At 72.3% G+C, this 19,728-nt stretch carries 18 protein-coding genes; 10 read left to right on the forward strand and 8 right to left on the reverse strand.

All coding sequences use genetic code 11. The annotated features are described in order from the left end of the window. Positions 1–19: 19 nt before the first annotated feature. Genes murD through ACYU7H_RS02905 form a run of 3 tightly spaced genes read right to left on the reverse strand, consistent with a single transcriptional unit; the run spans position 20 to position 5,422 of the window. Positions 20–1,441 (reverse strand): UDP-N-acetylmuramoyl-L-alanine--D-glutamate ligase, encoded by a 1,422-nt coding sequence (gene murD, locus ACYU7H_RS02895; protein WP_460812332.1) that lies wholly within the window; start codon positions 1,439–1,441, stop codon positions 20–22. Beyond that, on the reverse strand, positions 1,422–2,798 hold the full coding sequence (gene murL, locus ACYU7H_RS02900) for a UDP-N-acetyl-alpha-D-muramoyl-L-alanyl-L-glutamate epimerase (RefSeq protein WP_460812334.1): 1,377 nt from the start codon (positions 2,796–2,798) through the stop codon (positions 1,422–1,424). Before murL ends, murD begins: the two co-directional genes overlap by 20 nt. Next, complete coding sequence (locus ACYU7H_RS02905; RefSeq protein WP_460812336.1) at positions 2,795–5,422, reverse strand: bifunctional aspartate kinase/diaminopimelate decarboxylase; 2,628 nt, start codon at positions 5,420–5,422, stop codon at positions 2,795–2,797. The genes murL and ACYU7H_RS02905 overlap by 4 nt, the downstream gene beginning before the upstream one ends. Before the next feature lie 84 nt (positions 5,423–5,506). Between ACYU7H_RS02905 and ACYU7H_RS02910 the strand changes: the two genes are divergently transcribed. Next, positions 5,507–6,385 (forward strand): PhzF family phenazine biosynthesis protein, encoded by an 879-nt coding sequence (locus ACYU7H_RS02910; RefSeq protein ID WP_460812338.1) that lies wholly within the window; start codon positions 5,507–5,509, stop codon positions 6,383–6,385. A 67-nt stretch (positions 6,386–6,452) separates the two neighbouring features. On the opposite strand, the gene ACYU7H_RS02915 is transcribed toward ACYU7H_RS02910, so the two are convergent. Both ACYU7H_RS02915 and ACYU7H_RS02920 read right to left on the reverse strand, forming a co-directional pair. Beyond that, entirely contained in the window at positions 6,453–7,181 is a 729-nt protein-coding gene (locus tag ACYU7H_RS02915) for a glycine zipper 2TM domain-containing protein (protein WP_460812340.1), read from the reverse strand. Between the two features lie 101 nt (positions 7,182–7,282). Beyond that, on the reverse strand, positions 7,283–7,717 hold the full coding sequence (locus tag ACYU7H_RS02920) for an OsmC family protein (protein ID WP_460812341.1): 435 nt from the start codon (positions 7,715–7,717) through the stop codon (positions 7,283–7,285). Positions 7,718–8,170: 453 nt separating this feature from the next. On the opposite strand from ACYU7H_RS02920, the gene fusA reads away from it, so the two are divergent. The 3 genes from fusA (at position 8,171) to ACYU7H_RS02935 (ending at position 11,209) form a co-directional block, all read left to right on the forward strand. Continuing rightward, positions 8,171–10,219 carry an elongation factor G gene (gene fusA, locus ACYU7H_RS02925; protein WP_460812343.1) on the forward strand — a complete coding sequence of 683 codons (2,049 nt, stop codon included), beginning with the start codon at positions 8,171–8,173 and terminating at the stop codon, positions 10,217–10,219. Beyond that, positions 10,192–10,656 (forward strand): DUF2784 domain-containing protein, encoded by a 465-nt coding sequence (locus tag ACYU7H_RS02930; RefSeq protein WP_460812344.1) that lies wholly within the window; start codon positions 10,192–10,194, stop codon positions 10,654–10,656. Before fusA ends, ACYU7H_RS02930 begins: the two co-directional genes overlap by 28 nt. A gap of 169 nt (positions 10,657–10,825) precedes the next feature. Beyond that, on the forward strand, positions 10,826–11,209 hold the full coding sequence (locus tag ACYU7H_RS02935) for an HU family DNA-binding protein (RefSeq protein WP_460812346.1): 384 nt from the start codon (positions 10,826–10,828) through the stop codon (positions 11,207–11,209). 90 nt (positions 11,210–11,299) lie between these two features. Here the strand turns inward: ACYU7H_RS02935 and ACYU7H_RS02940 are convergent, their stop codons facing one another. Next, the gene (locus ACYU7H_RS02940) at positions 11,300–11,890 is read right to left on the reverse strand and encodes a carboxymuconolactone decarboxylase family protein (RefSeq protein ID WP_460812347.1); all 591 of its coding nucleotides are present in this window, start codon (positions 11,888–11,890) and stop codon (positions 11,300–11,302) included. 87 nt (positions 11,891–11,977) lie between these two features. On the opposite strand from ACYU7H_RS02940, the gene ACYU7H_RS02945 reads away from it, so the two are divergent. From ACYU7H_RS02945 to ACYU7H_RS02955, 3 genes are all read left to right on the forward strand, one after another. Next, positions 11,978–12,613 carry a M23 family metallopeptidase gene (locus ACYU7H_RS02945; protein WP_460812348.1) on the forward strand — a complete coding sequence of 212 codons (636 nt, stop codon included), beginning with the start codon at positions 11,978–11,980 and terminating at the stop codon, positions 12,611–12,613. A gap of 76 nt (positions 12,614–12,689) precedes the next feature. After that, the gene (locus ACYU7H_RS02950; RefSeq protein WP_460812350.1) at positions 12,690–13,280 is read left to right on the forward strand and encodes a hypothetical protein; all 591 of its coding nucleotides are present in this window, start codon (positions 12,690–12,692) and stop codon (positions 13,278–13,280) included. Position 13,281: 1 nt separating this feature from the next. Then, positions 13,282–13,992, forward strand: a complete 711-nt coding sequence (locus ACYU7H_RS02955) for a YybH family protein (protein WP_460812351.1) — start codon at positions 13,282–13,284, stop codon at positions 13,990–13,992. A 9-nt stretch (positions 13,993–14,001) separates the two neighbouring features. Here the strand turns inward: ACYU7H_RS02955 and ACYU7H_RS02960 are convergent, their stop codons facing one another. Together ACYU7H_RS02960 and ACYU7H_RS02965 are read right to left on the reverse strand one after the other, a co-directional pair. Then, entirely contained in the window at positions 14,002–16,251 is a 2,250-nt protein-coding gene (locus ACYU7H_RS02960; RefSeq protein WP_460812353.1) for a DUF5916 domain-containing protein, read from the reverse strand. Between the two features lie 119 nt (positions 16,252–16,370). After that, entirely contained in the window at positions 16,371–16,850 is a 480-nt protein-coding gene (locus ACYU7H_RS02965; RefSeq protein WP_460812355.1) for an SET domain-containing protein, read from the reverse strand. A gap of 136 nt (positions 16,851–16,986) precedes the next feature. On the opposite strand from ACYU7H_RS02965, the gene ACYU7H_RS02970 reads away from it, so the two are divergent. The 3 genes from ACYU7H_RS02970 (at position 16,987) to sufB (ending at position 19,708) form a co-directional block, all read left to right on the forward strand. Next, on the forward strand, positions 16,987–17,667 hold the full coding sequence (locus ACYU7H_RS02970; protein WP_460812357.1) for a hypothetical protein: 681 nt from the start codon (positions 16,987–16,989) through the stop codon (positions 17,665–17,667). 79 nt (positions 17,668–17,746) lie between these two features. Next, the gene (locus ACYU7H_RS02975; RefSeq protein WP_460812359.1) at positions 17,747–18,208 is read left to right on the forward strand and encodes an SUF system Fe-S cluster assembly regulator; all 462 of its coding nucleotides are present in this window, start codon (positions 17,747–17,749) and stop codon (positions 18,206–18,208) included. Between the two features lie 18 nt (positions 18,209–18,226). Continuing rightward, positions 18,227–19,708 carry a Fe-S cluster assembly protein SufB gene (gene sufB / locus ACYU7H_RS02980; protein WP_460812361.1) on the forward strand — a complete coding sequence of 494 codons (1,482 nt, stop codon included), beginning with the start codon at positions 18,227–18,229 and terminating at the stop codon, positions 19,706–19,708. The last annotated feature ends 20 nt before the right edge of the window (positions 19,709–19,728 follow it).

Genomic DNA, 19,728 nt, shown 5'->3' on the forward strand with positions numbered 1-19,728 from the left:
CGCCGTGCGTGAACCGGGCTCAGGCGATGCCCAGGCCCGGGATCGTCGCCGTCTCGTCCGGATCGAAGCCGGCCAGCGATGCGAAGTGGCGGCCACGGGCGACGTAGTCGCGGTACGGCCCGAAGCTCGGGGCGCCGGGCGACAGCAGCATCACGCCCCCCCCGGGCAGCGCGTCGCGGGCCTTCGCGACCGCCTCGGGCAATGTACCCGCGGCCTCAAGCGTGAACCCCGCTTCGCGCGCGACCGGCGCGAGGACCTCGCGGATGCGCGGCCCGTTCGCGCCCATCGTGACGATGGCGGCGGGCGGCGCGGCGCGCACCGCATCGGCGAACGCGGACCAGTCCAGGCCGCGGTCGTGCCCGCCGACGAGCAGCGCCACCGGCCGGTCGCCGAAGCACGCGAGCGCGGCGAGGCTGGCGTGGGGCGTGGTGCTGATCGAATCGTCGACGAACGCGATGCCGTCGCGCATGCCCAGCGAGTGCAGCCGGTGCGGCAGGGGCGCGAACGCTTCGGCCGCCGTGGCGAGGCGTCGCGCATCGTGGCCGAGCGCCTCGATGGCGGCCAGCACGGCGCACAGGTTGCCGCGGTTGTGCCGGCCCGGCAGCGGGATCGCGCGCGTGTCCATGACCGCGTCGTCGCCGTGGTGGAGCGTGTCGCCACGCAGGTGCCAGCCGTCCTCGCGGCCGTACCAGCGCACCACGGTTCCTTCCGGGCAGTCGAGCGCCGCCAGGCGCGCGTCCGCGGCATTGAGCACCGCGATGCGTGGCCGGGCATCGGTGACCAGCCGCAGCTTGTCGGCGACGTAGCGCGCCTCGCTCCCGTGCCAGTCCAGGTGTTCCGGGAACAGGTTGGTGACCACCGCGACCTCCGGCCGCGCGCCGCTGTCGGCCACGTCGCCGGTCTGGTAGCTCGACAGCTCGATCGCCCAGGCGTCCGGCACGGGCGACGGATCGAGGAGTTCGAGCAGGGGCAGGCCGATGTTGCCCGCCAGCGCGGTGCGCACGCCGCCTGCGCGCAGCAGGTGCGCGAGCAATGCGGTCGTGGTGCTCTTGCCCTTGGTGCCGGTGACGCAGACCGTGCCGGGCACCACGCCGTCCTGCGCGGCGTGTTCGGCGAACCAGATCGCGGTGCCGCCGATGAAGCGCGTCCCGTTCGCGCGCGCCGCCTCGGCCTCGGGGCGGTAGGGACTGATCCCGGGCGACTTCACCACGACCGCGAACGTCGACAGGACCTCGGGGGTCGCCGCCTCCGCCGTTTCCAGGCGCGGATCGCCCAGCGCACGCGCGTCGGCCAGGTCGCCCTCGGGCCCGACCAGCGTCAGCGGCAGGTCGGGCAGCCGGGAACGCAATGCGCGGTAGGCGGACCGGCCTTCGCGGCCCCAGCCCCACAGCGCGATGCGGCCACCCCCGGCCGCGATCGATTCAATCGTCGAAACGCGCACGCAGCCGCTCCCACACCGCGGGCGGGATCCGGTGCTCGCCGGACGGGGCCATCAGCGGCGCGATCTCGAGTTCGTCCATGTCCAGCTGCGGCCGGACCTCGTGCGCGAACCGCTGGACGAGGGCGTCCTCTCGCCATTCGGGGCGCTGCGCCAGCGCGGCCAGCGCGGCGCGCGACTCGCGGCCCTCGCCCACGCACTCGAACGGCTTGTGGTTGCGGTACTCGAGCAGCGCGTCGAAGCCGGCGGCCTGCGCCGGATCGTCCAGCAGGTTGCGCCCGAGGATGCCGACCAGGCGCGGCTTGCTCATGAACGGCGCCAGCGCGAGGAACACGAAGTGGCACTTCGGGCAGACCCCGCACCAGCGGTTGACCGGGCGTTCGCCGAGGATGTGGAAGTTGCGGTTGCAGCTGGAGAAATGCGCGTCGTAGCGCTCGCTGCGCGCGAACTGCCGCGCCACGGCGAGCTCCGAGAGCGGCCGCAGCAGCGAGTAGTAGTGCAGGTCGGCGGCCAAGCGCCGCTCGACGTGCTCGCCGAACATCCGCTCGAAATCCCAGCCCTTCGACCACTGGTGGTTGACCTCGGCGGCAAGCGAACCGTCCTCGGCCACGATCTTCGAGCCGTAGCTCGCCGAACGCTCGTTCGAGAACACGACCTGGCCCGCGCCGCGCAGCAGCGCTGCGACCACAAGGATCGCCGAATTCACCGCGGTCACCGGAATGTGCCCGTTCCACGCACCCTGCCGGTTGAACTCGAAAAGCTCCGGCGCGAGCCGACGGCCGATCGCCAGCGTCGGCAGGCCGGTGCGCTCGGCGCAGGCGCGGATCAGCTGCGAGCCGCCGATCCAGGCCACGGTCTGCTGCACGCCCGCGGCGCGCAGCGCCTCGATGCTGACCAGCGAGTCCTTGCCGCCGCCGATGGCCACGATCGCGTCGTCGCCGAGGCCGACCGCCGGCGCGTCCGACGCCTCGGGCGCGTCGGCGGGGAACCGGATCCGTCCGCGCAGGTGCAGCCCGTTGCGCCACGCGAACTCGCCCAGCCCGTTCTCGTAGACGGCCGTGACCAGCGCCGCGGTGGCGGCATCGATCGCCCCGCTCTCGATCCGGATCGTGTCCGGCACCGCCGCCTTGTAGTAGCTGACGCCGGCGATGAGGTGCAGCAGCTGCAACGCGCGGTCGACGGCGGCCGCGCGCACGTCGTCGAGCGCGAACGGCGCGCCGGGGAACGTGACGGTCTCGACCAGCTCGGGGCCGTCGTCGAAGGCGTAGGCGAGTTCGGCGACGCCGGTCGCCGGGTCGAAGCCGTGGCGCACGAAGCGGAAGGCCCCGATCGCGTCGCGGTGGAAGGTCCAGTCGGTCATTCGATCACGTCCTCGGCCGGCAGCGGCCGCAGGTTGTAGGTGTTGGCCATGACGTGGCCGTAGGCGCCGGCATCCGCCAGCAGCAGCACGTCGCCTTCGGTGGTCGCCGCGGGCAACCGCCGCGCGCGGCCCAGCACGTCGCCGCTCTCGCACACCGGGCCGACGACGTCGAAGGCCGCGTCGGCGGTCTCTTCCAGGCGCGTGAGGTTGGCGATGTCGTGCCACGCCTCGTACAGCGCCGGGCGGAGCATCGCGTTCATGCCGCCGTCCACGCCGACGCGCCGCAGGCCGTCCTTTTCGACTACCTGGGTCACGCCGAGCAGCAGCACGCCGGCCTCCGCGACGAGGTAGCGCCCCGGCTCGATCGCCAAGGCGAATCGCGGGTAGGCCGCCTTCACCGCGGCCAGGCCCTCGCCCCAGGCGCCCAGGTCGAAGGGCATCGCGTCCGGGGCGTACGGCACCGGCAGCCCGCCACCGACGTCGAGCACCTCGACGGTGTCGATGGCGTCTGCGAGCGCGGCGAGCTCACCGAGCACGGCGCGCCAGTGACCGGTTGATTCGATCCCGCTGCCGAGGTGCGCGTGCAGGCCGGTCACGCGCACGTCGATCGCGCGCGCGGCGGACAGGAACGCGGCGAACTTCGAAAGCGGGAGGCCGAACTTCGCCTCGCTGCCCCCGGTGCGCACTTTCTCGTGGTGGCCCTCGCCGCGGCCGAGGTCGAGCCGCAGCCAGAGGTCGCGGCCGCGGAAGACGTCGGGCCACCGTTCCAGTGCCTCGACGTTGTCGAGCGTCACCGTCGCGCCGGCCGCGAACGCTTCGGCGTACTCGGCGCGCGGCGCGAAGCTGGGCGTGAACAGGATGCGCGACGGCTGGAGCGCCGGCAGCACGGCGCGCAGGTGCGCGAGTTCGGCGCCCGACACGCATTCGAAGCCGAAGCCCTCCGCCTCCAGCACGCGCAGGATCGCGGGATGCGGATTGGCCTTGAGCGCGTAGAAGCGCTGGTCGATGGCGCCGACCGACGCCAGCGCGCGGGCGCGGTCGCGCACCGTCGGCAGGTGGTAGGCGTAGCGCGGCGTGCCCGCCTCCGCGCGCCGCACCAGCTCGGCCCGCGCGCCGCGCCACCAGGGCGCCTCGCGCGCCACCGGCCCCTGCACGATCTCGCGCCAGCTCGGCCCGAACACGCCGGGGTCGTGGATCGGCATCGCCCCGCTGCGCACCAGTTCGGCGTGCAGCTGCGGCACCAGGCCTTCGGCGTCGGCCTCGTCGACGACGAAGGTCAGGTTGAGGTCGTTGGACGACTGGGAGATCAGGTGCACCCGCTCGCGCCCGAACGCCGCCCAGATGTCCGACAGCCGGTGCAGCAGCGAGCGCATGCCGCGCCCGACGAGGGTGATCGCCGCGCACGGCACGATGACCTTGACCCGGCACACCTCGGCCAGGTCCGCGGCCAGCGCCTCGAGCACGTTGCCGCTGACCAGGTTCTCGCTCGGGTCGAGCGACACGGTGACGTTGGTCTCCGACGAGCCGATCAGGTCGACCGACAGGCCATGGCGGCGGAAGCGCTCGAAGATGTCGGCCAGGAAGCCGACCTGCTGCCACATGCCGACGGTTTCCATCGACACCAGCACGATGCCGTCGCGGCGGCTGATCGCCTTGACGCCGGGAACCGTCGCCTCGCCACCGTCGATGCGCGTGCCCGGGAGGTCCGGCCGGTCCGTGTCGAGGATCGCCATCGGCACGCCCGCCTCGCGGCAGGGGCCGATCGAGCGCGGGTGCAGCACCTTCGCGCCGGTGGTGGCGATTTCCTGCGCCTCGGCGTGGTCCAGCCGCGCAAGCAGACGCGCGTCCGGCACCTCGCGCGGGTTCGCGCTGAACATGCCCGGCACGTCGGTCCAGATCTCCACCCGGTCCGCGCCCAGCAGCGCGCCGAAGTAGGCCGCGGAGGTATCCGAACCGCCCCGGCCCAGGATCGCCGTCCCGCCATCGCCGTGGCGCGCGATGAAGCCCTGCGTCAGCAGCATCCGCCCCGGCTGGGCGGCGAATCGCACGCGTCCTTCCGGCGAACCGTCGACGCGGCAGGACACGCACAGTCGGCCGGCCCAGGCGCTCTGGTTCGGCAGCGCCTCGGCGGCGAGCCAGTCGCGTGCGTCGCACCAGCCGAAGTCGAGCTCCTGCGAGCGCAGGTACGCCGCGCCGAGCGTGGAGGACAGCAGTTCGCCCTGCCCCAGCACCGCCGCCTGCCAGTCCCACGGTCGTGCGGATGCGCGTGCATCCGTTGCGAGCGCGCGCAGCGCGTCCAGGCGCTCGCCGAGCACCGCGTCCGCGTCCAGGCCGAGCTCCGCCGCGAAGTCGCGATGCCGCGTGACCAGAGCGGCGACGCCGTCGACGGCCGGCACCTTTCCGTCGGCGATCGCCTGCAACGCGTTGGTGACGCCCGACAGCGCGGACACCACGACCAGCACGCGCCCGTCGGGCGCCGCCCGTGCGCGTGCCTGCGCGATCCGGCCGATCGCGTCCCAGCGGTGCCGCTGCGACACCGACGTGCCGCCGAACTTGAGCACCGTCCAGCGCGCGCCGGGCGCCGGGTCGGTCGGTTTCGCGGCGGCGGGCGGCGGGGATGGCATGGCGGCCGTAGAATGCGGCCCGCGGCGCGGGCAAGGCGCCGCATTCTAGTCGAAGCCCCGCGTCGCCCCCACGACGAGACCCGCATGGCCCGCCGACGTTTCCTGCAACTCGATGTCTTCGCCGACCGCCCCGGCGCGGGCAATCCGCTGGCGGTGGTGCTCGATGCCGAAGGGCTCGACGACGCCGCGATGCAGGCGATCGCGCGGTGGACCCGGTTGCCCGAGACCACGTTCGTGCTGCCCGCGGACCGACCGGGCGCGGACTATGCGCTGCGGATGTTCAGCCCGCGCCGCGAGGTCCCCTTCGCCGGGCATCCCAGCGTCGGCACGGCGCACGCCGTCCTCGAGGCGGGGCTCGCGCAGCCCTCCGGCGGCAGGCTCCACCAGTCCGGCGCCGCGGGCGTCCTGCCCCTGGCCGTCGAAGGCGATGGCCCGGCGCGCACGATCGCGGTGCGGACCCCGGATGCCACGGTGGTCGAAGTCGCCACCGCCGGCGACCCGCGCCTTGCGCCGGCGCTTGCCGGCATGCCGACCGGCGGGCTGCCCCCCGCGCTGGTCGATGGCGGCCGGCGCTGGTGGCTCGTCGAGGTCGCGAGCGAGGCGGGACTGCGCCGCGCCGCGCCGGACTGGGACGCCATCGCCCGCCTGGCGGCCGACACGGGCAGCATGGGCGTGTGCGCCTTCGCACGCGCGGCGCCGGGCGGACCCCATGACCTCGTGGTGCGCGCGTTCGTCGGCGCGCCGGCCCGATTCGAGGACGCCGCCTCCGGCGCCGCCAACGCGACACTCGCCTACTGGCTGGCGCGGAACGACGCCCTGCCCGGCGAGGGCGGCCGCTACGTCGTCAGCCAGGGACGCGAAGTGGGCTTCGACGCGCGCCTGTCGATGCGCGTGGACGACGATGGCCACGTCTGGTCCGGCGGCCATTGCGTGACGGTGGTGCGCGGCACGCTGGACTGGTAGCGCAAAAGAAAAGGGGCCGGTCGGAACCGGCCCCAGTGCCCCCTTCCCCGGGGGATTGTCTCGAGCGTCAGTCGGGACGCACGTCCACGCGCACGCGGATCCGGTCGCCCGGGTGGTAGTCGGTGCGCGTGCGGAAGGTGCGGCCCGCGTACTCGTACGTGACGTCGTACCCGGCCACCCGCCCGTCGCCGGTCGGATAGCTGCCGTAGCCGCCGGTCGGGACCGGGTCGCACACCCGGACGGTGCCCGAGCGGTAGCGATCGCGGCGGTTCTGCTCGTAGATCTGCCGCCCGGCCATGCCGCCGACCATCGTCCCCAGCGCGGAGGTCGCGTAACGCGCCGACCCGCCGCCGACCTGGCTGCCGATCGCCGCGCCGACGATGCCGCCGATCACGGTGGCGACGGTCGCGCCCGCCTGGCTGCCGCCGGCATAGGGATCGCTGCCGTAGCTGCGCGAGTAGTACGGATCGCTGCCCGCGTAGGTGTTGGCCTCGCGGTAGGTGCAGTTCTGGCCGGACGCCGGATAGCCGCCATAACCGTAACGCGAATCCCCGTAGCCGTAGCGGGAGTCGATCACCGGATCGACGCGCAGCACCCGCGCGTAGTCGTAGACCGCGCCGCCGCTGTTGCCGTAGCGGTCGGGATAGGGCTGGCCGTACCCGTCGCGGGCATACCCGTCGTAGTGCCGGTCGCGGTACTGGTCGTAATAGGACTGGGCCGATGCCGAGCCCATGGCGGTCGCCGCCACGAGCGCGACGACGACGGTGGCAAGGCGGTTCCTGGCGGGACGGCGCATGGCGGACTCCGGGACGGACGTGAGGCGCCATCCTCGTTTCACGCCTCTTAAACACGACTGAACCCGCAGGCCCCAGGCCCAATCCACGCTGAAGCGCCCGCTCACCGCAGCAGTTCGGCCTCCAGCTCGATCGGCACCGCGGACAGCGCCCGCGACACCGGGCAGTTCTCCTTCGCGTCCTCCGCCACCGCCCTGAACTTCTCCGGCGCGATGCCGGGCACCTTGGCCTTGAGCTTGAGCCGGATCGCCGACAGCGACGGCCCGCCCTCCATCGACAGGTCCACCTCGGCCCGCGTATCGAGCGCCTCGGCCGGATGCCCCGCCTCGGCCAGCTTGTTCGCCAGCGCCATGGTGAAGCAGCCCGCGTGCGCCGCGGCGATCAGTTCCTCGGGATTGGTCCCCTTCCTGTCCCCGAACCGGCTGTTGAACCCGTAGGCGGTCTTGTCCATCAACCCGCTCGCCGGCGTGCTGATCGTGCCGGAACCGTTCTTGAGGTCGCCCTCCCAGTGGGCGAGCGCATGCCGGGAAATGCCCATGTCGGATTCCTTCGTGGGGGAAAGGGAACCCGAGCCTATCCCGCGAGTTGTTACGCCGGGGTGCCATCGAGGAGAGGGCGCCGGCCATGTCGAGGGCGTGACCGGGCAGGGTGCCCGGCAGGACCGTTGGCGACATGGATGTCGCCAATGAGCCTCCAGGGACGGATCCACGGCGTGTCCTGCCGGGCACCCTGCCCGGTCGCGCCACGCGCGAACCTTCCGCTCCGCGATCCGCCAGCGCTGGCGCTGGCGCCACGGATCGAACCACCGGATCGCAGGGCATCCGGCAGCGGCCGCCGCTTGACCACCCCGCCCCACTGCGGGAGGCTTCCCCTCCCGGCACGCTGCCGGCTCCGCCATGACCGCCCGCCGAGCGCCCGCTCGGACGGAAAGCGCTTCGCCGCGGACAGCCATGACGGCCACTTCCACCCGACCCACGGGAGAAACGGCCTCATGTCCCATACCACCGAACAGATCCGCAACGTGGCCCTGGCAGGCCACCCCGGCGCCGGCAAAACCACGCTGTTCGAAGCCCTGCTGCATGCCGGCGGCGCCATTCCCACGGCAGGCAGCGTGGAGCGCGGCAACACCGTCTCCGACCACGACCCCATGGAACGCCAGCGCGGCCACTCGCTCGACGCGGCGATCGCCTCGACCGACCACGGCGGCATCCACGTCAACCTCGTCGACACGCCCGGCTACCCGGACTTCCGCGGCCCCGCCCTCGCCGCCCTCGCGGCGGTGGAGACCCTGCTGGTGGTCGTCGACGCCGACACCGGCGTGGAGTACGGCACCCGTCGGATGATGGAACACGGCAAGGCGCGACGCCTGTGCCGCGCCATCGCCATCAACAAGATCGACCACGACGCCGCCGACCCGGGCCGCGTCCTGGAGGAACTGCGCGACGCCTTCGGCACCGAAGTGCTTCCGCTCAACCTGCCCGCCGACGGCGGTGCGCGCGTGGTCGACTGCTTCGGCAGCGCGGAAGGCGACAGCGACCTCGGGTCCGTCGCCGAGTGGCACCAGCGGATCCTGGACCAGGTCGTGGAAGTCAACGAGACCGTGATGGACCACTACCTCGACCTCGGCGAGGACGGCCTGTCCGGCGAGGAACTGCACGACGCCTTCGAGCAGTGCCTGCGCGAGGGCCACCTCGTGCCGGTCGTGTTCTGCTCGGCGCGCAGCGGCGTCGGCGTCAGGGAACTGCTCGACGTGGCCGAACGCCTGTTCCCGCACCCGGGCGAGGCCAACCCGCCCCGGTTCGCCAAGGGCAGCGGCGACGACGCCGTCCCGCTCGAGCCCGCGCCGGACCCGGACGCGCACGTCATCGCCGACGTGTTCCGCCTGGTCAACGACCCCTTCGTCGGCAAGCTCGGCGTGTTCCGCGTCTACCAGGGCACCGTGCGCAAGGACACCCAGCTGTTCGTCGACGACGGCCGCAAGCCGTTCAAGGTCGGCCACCTGTTCCAGCTCAAGGGCAAGGAGCACGTGGAGGTCGACCGCGCGGTGCCGGGCGACATCGCCGCGGTCGCCAAGGTCGACGACCTGCACTTCGACGCCGTGCTGCACGACAGCCACGACGAGGACCACATCCACCTGCAGGCCACCGAGTTCCCCCGCCCGATGTTCGGCCTGGCGGTCGAGGCCGCCAGCAAGGGCCAGGAACAGAAGCTGGCGACCGCCCTGCACAAGCTGGCCGAGGAGGACCCCTGCTTCCAGGTCGAGCACGAGGCGGAGACCAACGAGACGGTCGTGCGCGGCCTGTCCGACCTGCACCTGCGGGTGATGCTCGACCGCCTGAAGGAACGCCACGGCGTGGACGTGAAGTCGCGCCCGCCGCGCATCGCCTACCGCGAGACCATCGGCGGCAGGGCCGAAGGCCACCACCGGCACAAGAAGCAGACCGGCGGCGCGGGCCAGTTCGGCGAAGTGTTCCTGCGCGTCGAGCCCCTCCCCCGCGGCACCGGCTTCCAGTTCGTCGACGAGATCAAGGGCGGCACCATCCCGGGACAGTTCCTGCCGGCCGTGGAGAAGGGCGTGCGCCAGGCGATGGCCTCGGGCGCGATCGCCGGCTACCCGATGCAGGACGTCCGCGTGGTGGTGTACGACGGCAAGTACCACAGCGTGGACAGCAAGGAGGTCGCGTTCGTCGCCGCCGGCAAGAAGGCCTTCCTCGACGCGGTGGTCAAGGCCCGCCCGCAGGTGCTCGAGCCCATCGTCGAACTCGAGGTGGCCGCGCCGGAGCAGCACATGGGCGACATCAGCGGCGGCCTTGCGTCCAAGCGCGCGCGCATCAGCGGGACCGACGCGATCAAGGGCAGCGAGATCGTCATCCACGCGCAGGTGCCGCTGTCCGAGCTCGAGGGCTATGCGGCCGAACTCAAGTCGGTCACCGCCGGGCGCGGCCGCTATTCGCTGGACTTCAGCCATTACGAGCCGGTGCCGGCGCAGGTCCAGCAGAAGCTGGCCGAATCGTGGCGGCCGCGCGCCGAGGAGGACTGATCGCCCCGGCCACCGCGGCGGTGGCGCTGCCCGCGCCCGCCGCCGCGGGGCTGGCCGATGCCCTCCTGGTGCTGCACGCGGGCGTGGTGGGCTTCGTCCTGGTCGGCGAGCTGCTGTTCCTTGCCGGCGGCGTGCGCGGCTGGCGATGGGTCCGCGACCTGCGCCTGCGCGTCGCCCACCTGGTACTGATGCTCTATGTCGCCGTGCAGGCCTGGGCGGGCGCGCTGTGCCCGCTCACGGTGTGGGAGCAGTCGCTGCGCCGGATGGCGGGCGAACAGGGCCACGAGCGCGGCTTCGTCGAGCACTGGGTGTCGCGCGCGATCTTCTTCGACCTCCCGGCATGGGTTTTCCTGCTGGCCTACACGGGCTTCGCGCTGCTGGTCGTGGCGACCTGGTTCCTGGTGCCGCCGGGGCGCCGTGGCACGCGACCCCGCTGACCGGTGGCGGCCTGCGAGGCCGCCCCACGCGGCGCCATCCGCCACCGCACGTCGAAAACACTGGAAAAAAAGGCCTCGCAGGACTTCCTGCGCGCGAAGGATTGCCCTACATTCGGCCTGCCGGCCCCGACCGGCCCAGACAAACCACTGACGAGGAACCGTAGAACCCATGGCCAAGAAGAAAGCCCCCGCCAAGAAAGCCGCCCCGAAGAAGGCCGCCGCCAAGCCGGCCGCGCCGAAGCCGATCAAGGAGACGCTCAACAAGTCGGGCTTGGTCGCCCACCTGTCGGACACCTCGGGCGTCGCCAGCCGCGACGTGCGCGCGGTGCTTGGCGCGCTGGAGAACACGATGGCCGGTTCGGTCAGCAAGAAGGGCGCGGGCCAGTTCGTGATGCCGGGCCTGTTCAAGGTGACCGCCGTCAACGTGCCGGCCAAGCCGAAGCGCAAGGGCATCAACCCGTTCACCAAGGAAGAGCAGTGGTTCGCGGCCAAGCCGGCCTCGGTCAAGCTCAAGGTGCGTCCGCTCAAGAAGCTCAAGGACGCCGCCGCCTGATCCGCCGGGCGCGCACCGCGCGCCGCGCGCGACACGAAGGGCCGGATCCCTCGGGATCCGGCCTTTTTCATGGGTGCCGCCGCGCGCCGCTCAGGCGTGCTTGCCGCGTTCCCAGCCGACCGCGCCCAGCCACTGCTCGCCCGACGCCACGGCGCCCTCCTCCAGCGTGGTCGCCATGCTGTCGTTCCAGCGATTGAGGTAGCCGAACAGCGCGATCACGCCCAGCAGCTCGACGATCTCGCCGTCGTCCCAGTGCGCGTGCAGGCGGTCGCGGATGGCGTCGTCGACCGCGTTCGGGAGGCTCGATGCCGCCACCGCGAAGTCGAGCGCGGCGCGCTCGGCCTCGGAGAACGCGGGGTGCGTGCGGTACGCCCACACATGCGCGAGCTGGTCGTCCGGCGCGCCGTAACGCTCCGCCGCGCGGATCGTGTGCGCCTGGCAGTAGCGGCAACCGGCCGCGTGGCTCGCCACGTAGCCGACCAGGCGCTTGAGCGCGCTGGTGACGCGGCCGTGGTTCTCCATCACCGCCATGTTGAGCGCGATGAACGCCTTGGCGATCCCGGGCCGCCGCTGCATCGTCAGCACGCTGTTCGGGCAGAAGCCGAGGGTCTCGTTGAAGAACGCGGCGAGGCGGGCGACCTCCGCGTCGGCATCGGCGGGCAAGGGTTCGACTAGGGGCATCGCGGCACTCCGGCGTTCGGGAGTCGACACGATAGCGGCCGTTGCCGGTTGACGCGGCGCTGTCGGCGCCGCCGGCAGGCTGCGCGAATGCCCTACCTTGACCGGCCGCCCACCGACGCGCCGAAAGGCCCGCGCAGGCGCGACTTCGCGCCCGCCGCGCGCCGGATCGCGTGGACCGCCACGCTGGCCGCGCTTCTCGCGGCCGCCGGTAGCTGGGCCTGGCGGCAACCCTTCATGGCCTACCCCCGCACGCTGTTCGAACTGTCGCGGATGCCCGCGCCGGCGACGCTGCCGGTGCCGGTCGCCGGCGTGGAGGCCGGCCGCATCGTCGACACCTGGGGTGCGCCGCGCGGCACCGGTCGCAGGCACGAGGGCGTCGACATCTTCGCGCCGCGGGGCACCATGGTGTCCAGCACGACGCGGGGCATCGTCCTCCGCATGGCCGAGACAGGGCTGGGCGGACGCCAGGTGTGGGTGCTGGGTCCCGGCGGCGAGCGCCACTACTACGCACACCTCGATGACTGGGCACCCGGCCTGTCGCGCCTGACGGTCGTGTGGCCCGGTACGCCACTGGGCGGCGTCGGCGACAGCGGGAATGCGCGCGGCACGCCCACCCACCTGCACTACGGCGTGTATGCACGCGGCGGGGCGGTCGACCCCCTGCCCCGCATGCGCGCGCACGGGACGCAGGGCGCGGCGGACGGTCGGGCGGCCATCGAATGACGCGGCGGATGCGGTTCTGACCATGCGTTCACGGTGCCGCGCGGATCGTGGCGGCCTCGCCGGGTGGAGACCACGCATGCCCCGATCCGAACCGTCCCAGCGGCGCCGGCGCGCCGTCCTCGCGCTGCTCCTTGCCGGGGGCGTCGCCGTCGTCGCGGCCGGCTGCTCGACGCTCGCGGCCGTCGCCGGCCTGCTGAACAACCAGCTCGTCCTCGGCGCGCCGCAGCTGCAGTCGTACGTCGACCGCCGCTTCCCCAAGGACTACGCGCGTGGGCCGGTCACGCTCACGCTGCTCAACCCGCGCATCAGCCTGCCCGCGAACGACACCCGACTGCGCCTCGACCTGGACATCGGCTTCCGGGGCTTCGGCAGCGACGGCAGCTCGCCCGTCGGGCGCATCGGCGTGGCGAGCGGCCTGCGCTACGACGCGAACACGCGCGGCCTGCACCTGGCCAATCCGAGCCTGGAGATGCTCGATATCCCGAAGCTCGGCGGCGCGCTCAACGACACCGGGCGCGACCTCGTGAACCGCTGGCTGCAGGACCAGGCGCAGGACGACCCGGTCTACCGGATCGAGGACAAGGTGTTCCAGACGCTCGGGCCGGGGCGCACGGTGGAATCGACGACCATCGGCAACGGCCAGGTCGTGGTGCAGTTCAGTGAGTGACATGGCGCGCTCCGCGGCCACGATCCGCGCATTTGCGCTGCTCGCGTGCATGGCCGTCCTGGCGGCGTGCGGCAAGGACGACGACGACGCGGACGCCACGGCATCGGGCGGTACCGGCACGGAAGACGCACTGCCCGCGCCGACCGGCGCGCGCGGATCGGTGACGGGCATGCCGGCCGATCCCGGTCAGGGCACGATCTCCCTCGGCGGCGACGCCGGTCCGGTGGCCGGGCCCGTCGACGGCCTCGCGCCGGACACCGCCATCGTCTCCGAAGGCGACGCCACGACGATGGCGGACGGCATGGAGGCCACGCCGGCGATCACGGGCGCGGCGACGAGCGCGGGCCCGGCGCCGACGCCGAACCCCGGCACGGATGCCGCGGCCGCCGTCATCCAGGCCTACTACCAGGCGCTCAATGCCGGCCGGTACGACCAGGCCCGCAGCCTGTGGGCGGACGGCGGCGGCGCGAGCGGCCAGTCGCCCTCCCAGTTCGCCGGCGGGTTCGCGGACACGGCCGCGATGGACGTGCGCGTGATCGTCCCCGACCGCGTCGACACCTCGACCGGGGTGGCCTACGCGGACGTCCCGGTGCGCGTCACCGCGCACGGGCGCGATGGCTCGACGCGCGAATACTCGGGCCGCTACACGCTGCGCGCGGAGGGCGATGGCTGGCGGATCGCCGCGACGGAGCTCAGCGAAACCCCGCCCTGATCCGACTGCTCAGATTTCGAAGCGATAGGACAGCTTCACCAACAACTGCTCGCTGTCGCGCAGCTCGAAGGAATCGCCCAGGAGTCGATCGATCCCCGGCAGCCCGCCGGGCGCTTCGTCGAACAGCGAGCCGCCGCGCACGTAGGCGATGTACAGGTAGGACAGCGGCGCGAGTTCGTAGCGGTAGCGGACCTGGAACGCGAGGTTGCGCAGGGCGAAGTCGTTGATCGCCTCGTCCACCGGCAGCGGCGTGCCGTCGGGCTGCACCCGGTAGGCTTGCCGTGCCCGCGCATCGAGCCCCAGCGCCTCGAGGCGCACACGCAGTTCCTGCTTCGGGTCGACCAGCCACGTCACGCCCGCGTTGAGGAAGAGCATGTCCGACCGGAAGGTGCCGAGCAGGTTGCCGCCCCGCCAGAGCAGCCAGTCGGGATTGTGGCGCGCCTGCAGGCCGGCGAAGACGCTCAGGCTGTCGTTGGCGTGCCAGGTGGGCTCGAAGTAGACCGTGGTCGCGCCCTCGTCGACGCCGCCGAGGCCCTCCGCGGCGTAGCGCACGTTGCCGTACAGCGTCCAGTCGCCCTTGCGGGGACGGAAACGCTCGGCGAACAGGAACAGCTTGGCCGGCATGTCGACCACGCCGTTGCCACGGGTGACGAGGTCGTCGTGTCCGGCGCTCCACGCCGCGACCTCCATGAACTGGTTGCCGCCGTCACGGCGCTCGCTGTAGCGCGAGACGGCCGCCGCGTCGGCGATGAACACGCCGGAATCGCTGGCGCGGCGCGACACCGCGTAGCGCCAGTCGTGGGAGGAGAAGGGCGAGGCCTCGGGCAGGTCCGTGCGGCGCCGCGCGAACTCGTAGCGCAGGTAGTTGAAGTCGTTGCGCTCGAGGAAGCCGAAGTCGTTGAGCTGCAGGTCGTCGCCGATGTGCAGGGCGTAGAGCTGCTGCCGCCGGCCATCCCCGTGGTCGTAGTCGAAGCGGACCTGCGCGCCGCTGTTGTCGGTCCTCCGGCCGGAATCGTCGACCGACGACGCCACCGCGGTCGAGCGGATGTTCCAGCGATCGTTCGACCAGCGGTGGTCGAACTCGAACACGCGGGCCTCGCGGTCGAGGAACGGCCGGTCCACGCGCGTCACCATCGCGCCGATCCCGTGGCCGTCGAAGTCGCGGGTCGCGCGCACGGCCTGGAAGTCCCGGCCGGCGTCGTCGTCCTCGGTGGCGGCGAACACGCCGTAGTTGAAGCCGGCCACGCTGCCGTTGACCTTCGCGGCGGCCGCCACGTCCGCCGCCGCCCCGCCGTCGTCCGACGGCCCGCCCACGCGGCGCGTGTAGAGGAGCCGGTTGGCGTTGCCCAGCCCGCCGAAGGGGACGTCGAAGAAGCTCTGGTTCTCGGTGAAGAACGGGCGACGGTCGCTGAAGAACGTCTCCACGGCGCCGAAGTTGACGACGATCTGGTCGCTCTCCACCTGCCCGAAGTCGGGATTCACGGTGGCGCTGAGCTGGAACTGGCCGTTCGGCTTCCAGAAGACGTCGCCACCCCCGTCGAATTCGGTGTCGCCGAGGACGGCATCGTGCACGCCGACCACGTAGGGCGTCACCGCCAGCAACGACTGGCTGTAGCGCGGCACCTCGATCGGCTCGAGGACGGACAGGAAGCGTTGCTCGTTGAAGCTGATCGCGGGCCACGACATGCGTTCGCCCGTCGCGCCGACCACCCGGTCGAGCGAGATGCCGATCCTGCGCGAGTCGCCATCGGGTCGGCGCATCGGCGCGATGTGCCATGGCAGGAGGATCTCCGCCGACCACCCTGCGTCGTCTTCGCGCGTGGCGTGCCGCCAGTCGCCGTCCCAGTCGCTGTTGAACTGGTTCTCGTTGGTGATCGTCGTGTCGATGATGCTGCCCGACAGCAGCAGCGTGAAGTTGTAGCCCGTGCGGCCGTCGCCGTCGAAGTCGACGTAGAGGTTGACCCGGTCCACCGGGCCGCCCTGGTCGCGCTGCGCCTGCTGGCGCGTGCGCGGCACGCCGGCCGGCTGCAGGTTGCGGAAGGCGATCGCCAGGCCCTCGGGCACCGCCTTGATCCAGGCTTCGGTGCCGTACGGCGCGGGTGCGCGCGACAAGGGTTGCGTGAGGCGGAAATCGGTGACATGCCGCGCGCCCTCCCACTCGGCGGCGTCGATGACGCCGTCGATCTCGACTGCGTGGGTGGCACCCGCGGCGGCCAGGCCGGCGAGCAGGAGCACGGGGCGCGTTCGGGTCGGCGTCATGGGTCCGGTGACGCGCGGGGCGCCTGCAGCTGCGGGTGCGCGCAGCCTAGCGGCGCGGCGCGCCGCGCACGCGGGACGGAAGTCATGCAACCAACGGCAGGGGCCCGCCGGCCCGGGCGTCAGCGCTTCGGCGCGCGCTTGGGCTGGAGCATCGTCCCGGTGCACTTGCGGGCGCCGCAGCGGCAGGCCCATATCTTCTTCAGGCGCGCGGTGTGCGGCTCGTCGAGCGTGATCCCGTAGTTGTAGACCAGTTCCTCGCCCGGCTTGATGTCGCGGATCGCCTCGATGAACACACGGTCCCTGCGCCGGTCGCCGCCATCGTGCTCCTCCAGTACCGCCTCGCAGTTCGGGGCGCAGCCGTGGTTCATCCAGCGCGCGCTGTTGCCCTCGAAATTGGCGTCGATCACGTACTCGTCGTTGAGCGTGAACAGGAAGGTGTGCCCGCTCTCCACGTCGCCGCTGTCGCTGGCGTCCACGTCCTCGTGGGTGCGGCGCCGTCCCTTGTACTCGACCAGCCGCTCGCCCTTCTTGATCGGGACCAGGGCGAACACCCCGTTGCCGTGGATGGCGGAGCGGCGGGCGGCGATCTTCCGGGGCATGGGACGTCCTGTTGCGGGAAAGCGGCCATTGTCGCCCGTGGGCGCGTCCCGGGGCCACCACGCTGGCCGGCGGCGCGCGGTGGCCGCGTTGGTGGGGCCATCGTGGCCATGCGCCACCCCTCCGGAGCCAGCCGCCATGCCCGCCCCGACCCTCGCGCCCCGAGCGGGCCGTTCCGCGGCCCTCGCCACCGCCATCGCGCTTGCCACCGCGCTTCCGATCGCCGGCTGCACCGGCGCGGGCACGGTCGGTGGCGGCGCGCCGGACGCCGGGGCAACGAACGCCGCGGCGTCCGCCGACGCGACCGCGTCGCCCGCCACGCTGTCCGACGCGGACCTCGTCGCGCGGGGCGAGTACCTGGTCAAGATCGCCGGCTGCAACGACTGCCATACCCCGGGCTATGCCGCGCAGCAGGGCAACGTCGACAAGGCGCTCTGGCTGGTCGGCTCGCCGGAAGGCTTCCACGGCCCGTGGGGCACGACGTTCCCGGCCAACCTGCGCCTCCGGCTGGCGGAGATGGACGAGGCCCAGTGGATGGACTACAGCGCGACGCTGCGGACGCGGCCGCTCATGCCGGATTTCGCGGTGCGCGACATGAGCGCGGACGACCGGCGCGCGATCTACCGCTTCGTGCGCTCCCTCGGCCCCGCGGGCGAGCCCGCGCCGGCCTACCTGCCGCCCGGCACCCGCCCGGAACCGCCGTTCTTCGAGCTGGTCCTGCCCGAGGGTGCGCCCACGGGTCCTGGCCCCGCCGACGCCGCGCCGCCCCCCGGCCCTGCGGCGCCGCCCGCGGATCCCGAGGCGCCGGTCGAAAGCTGACCCGCGTCCGGGCCCCCATGGCATCCGCCGAGGATAAAACGTACAATTTCGGTACGTTTTAGATCCCGCGGCGGCGGCCATGCTCCGCGTCACCAAGCTCACCGACTACGCCACCCTCGTCCTGACGGGCCTGGCGGCCGACCCGGCCGCCGTCCACAGCGCGTCCGGCCTGGCCGAGCGCCTCGGCCTGGAAGTGCCGACCGTCAGCAAGGTCCTCAAGGCGCTCGCCCTGGCCGGCCTGGTCGAGGGGTTCCGCGGCGCCGGCGGCGGCTACCGCCTCGCGCGGCCCGCCGCGGCCATCTCGCTGATCGAGGTGGTCGAGGCCATCGAGGGCCCGCTCGGCATGACCGAGTGCAGCGTGCATGCCGGCGCCTGCGGGATCGAGGACCACTGCGGGGTGCGCGCCAACTGGCGCCGCATCAACGCGGTGGTGGTCGACGCGCTGCGCGGCGTCACGCTGGCGCAGATGCTCGACCCGGCCCCGCCGCCGACCCCATCCCCCGACGACGCCCGGCGTATCGACCTGCGCCTGGCCACCTGACCGCAGTAGGCAGCCCCCATGGCCACCGACACGATCGCCGCCCCCGCCCCGCCCGCCGGGACCGAAGACGCCAACCGCGAGATCCACGCGCGGCTGCGCCGCAAGTACGACGCCGGCTTCGTCACCGACATCGAATCCGACAGCCTGCCGCCCGGGCTGAACGAGGACGTCATCCGCCTGCTCTCCGCCAAGAAGGAAGAGCCCGAGTGGATGACCGAATGGCGCCTGGCCGCCTACCGCCACTGGCTGACCATGCCGGTGCCGCACTGGGCCAAGCTCGACATCGCGCCGATCGACTTCCAGGCGATCAGCTACTACGCCGCGCCCAAGGCCAAGTACGACAGCCTGGACGACGTGCCGCAGGAGCTGCTCGACACCTACGACAAGCTCGGCGTGCCGCTGCACGAGCGCGCGAAGCTCGCCGGCGTGGCGGTCGATGCCGTGTTCGACTCCGTGTCCGTGGGCACCACCTTCAAGAAGGAGCTGGCGGACAAGGGCATCGTCTTCTGCTCGATGTCCGAGGCGATCCGCGAGCATCCGGACCTGGTGCGCAAGTACCTCGGGACGGTCGTTCCGACGGGCGACAACTATTTCGCCGCGCTCAATTCCGCCGTGTTCTCGGACGGCTCGTTCGTGTTCATCCCCGCGGGCGTGCGCTGCCCGATGGAGCTGAGCACCTACTTCCGCATCAACGCCGGCCACACCGGCCAGTTCGAGCGCACGCTGATCATCTGCGAGGACAGGGCCTACGTGTCCTACCTCGAGGGCTGCACGGCCCCGATGCGCGACGAGAACCAGCTGCACGCGGCGGTGGTCGAGCTGGTGGCGCTGGAGGACGCGGAGATCAAGTACTCGACGGTCCAGAACTGGTACCCCGGCGACGAGGAAGGCCGCGGCGGCATCTACAACTTCGTGACCAAGCGCGGCGAATGCCGCGGCGCGCGCAGCAAGATCAGCTGGACCCAGGTCGAGACCGGCTCGGCGATCACCTGGAAGTACCCGTCGTGCGTGCTGCTGGGCGACGACTCGGTCGGCGAATTCAACTCGGTGGCGCTCACGCACCACCGCCAGCAGGCCGACACCGGCACCAAGATGATCCACGTCGGCAAGCGCACCAAGTCCAAGATCGTCAGCAAGGGCATCAGCGCCGGCCGCGGCCAGAACACCTACCGCGGCCTGGTGCGGGTGGAGCGCAGCGCCGAGGGCGCGCGCAACCACACCCAGTGCGATTCGCTGCTGATCGGCAAGCAGTGCGGCGCGCACACCTTCCCGTACATCGAGGTGCGCCATCCCGGCGCCACCGTCGAGCACGAGGCGACCACGTCCAAGATCAGCGAGGACCAGCTGTTCTACTGCCGCGCCCGCGGGCTCGGCGAGGAGGACGCGGTCTCGATGATCGTCGACGGCTTCTGCAAGCAGGTGTTCCGCGAGCTGCCGATGGAGTTCGCGGTCGAGGCCAAGAAGCTGCTCGAGGTGAGTCTCGAGGGCGCCGTGGGCTGACACCCCTGTCGACCCGAGCG

It is taken from the genome of Luteimonas pelagia (genome assembly GCF_054776035.1).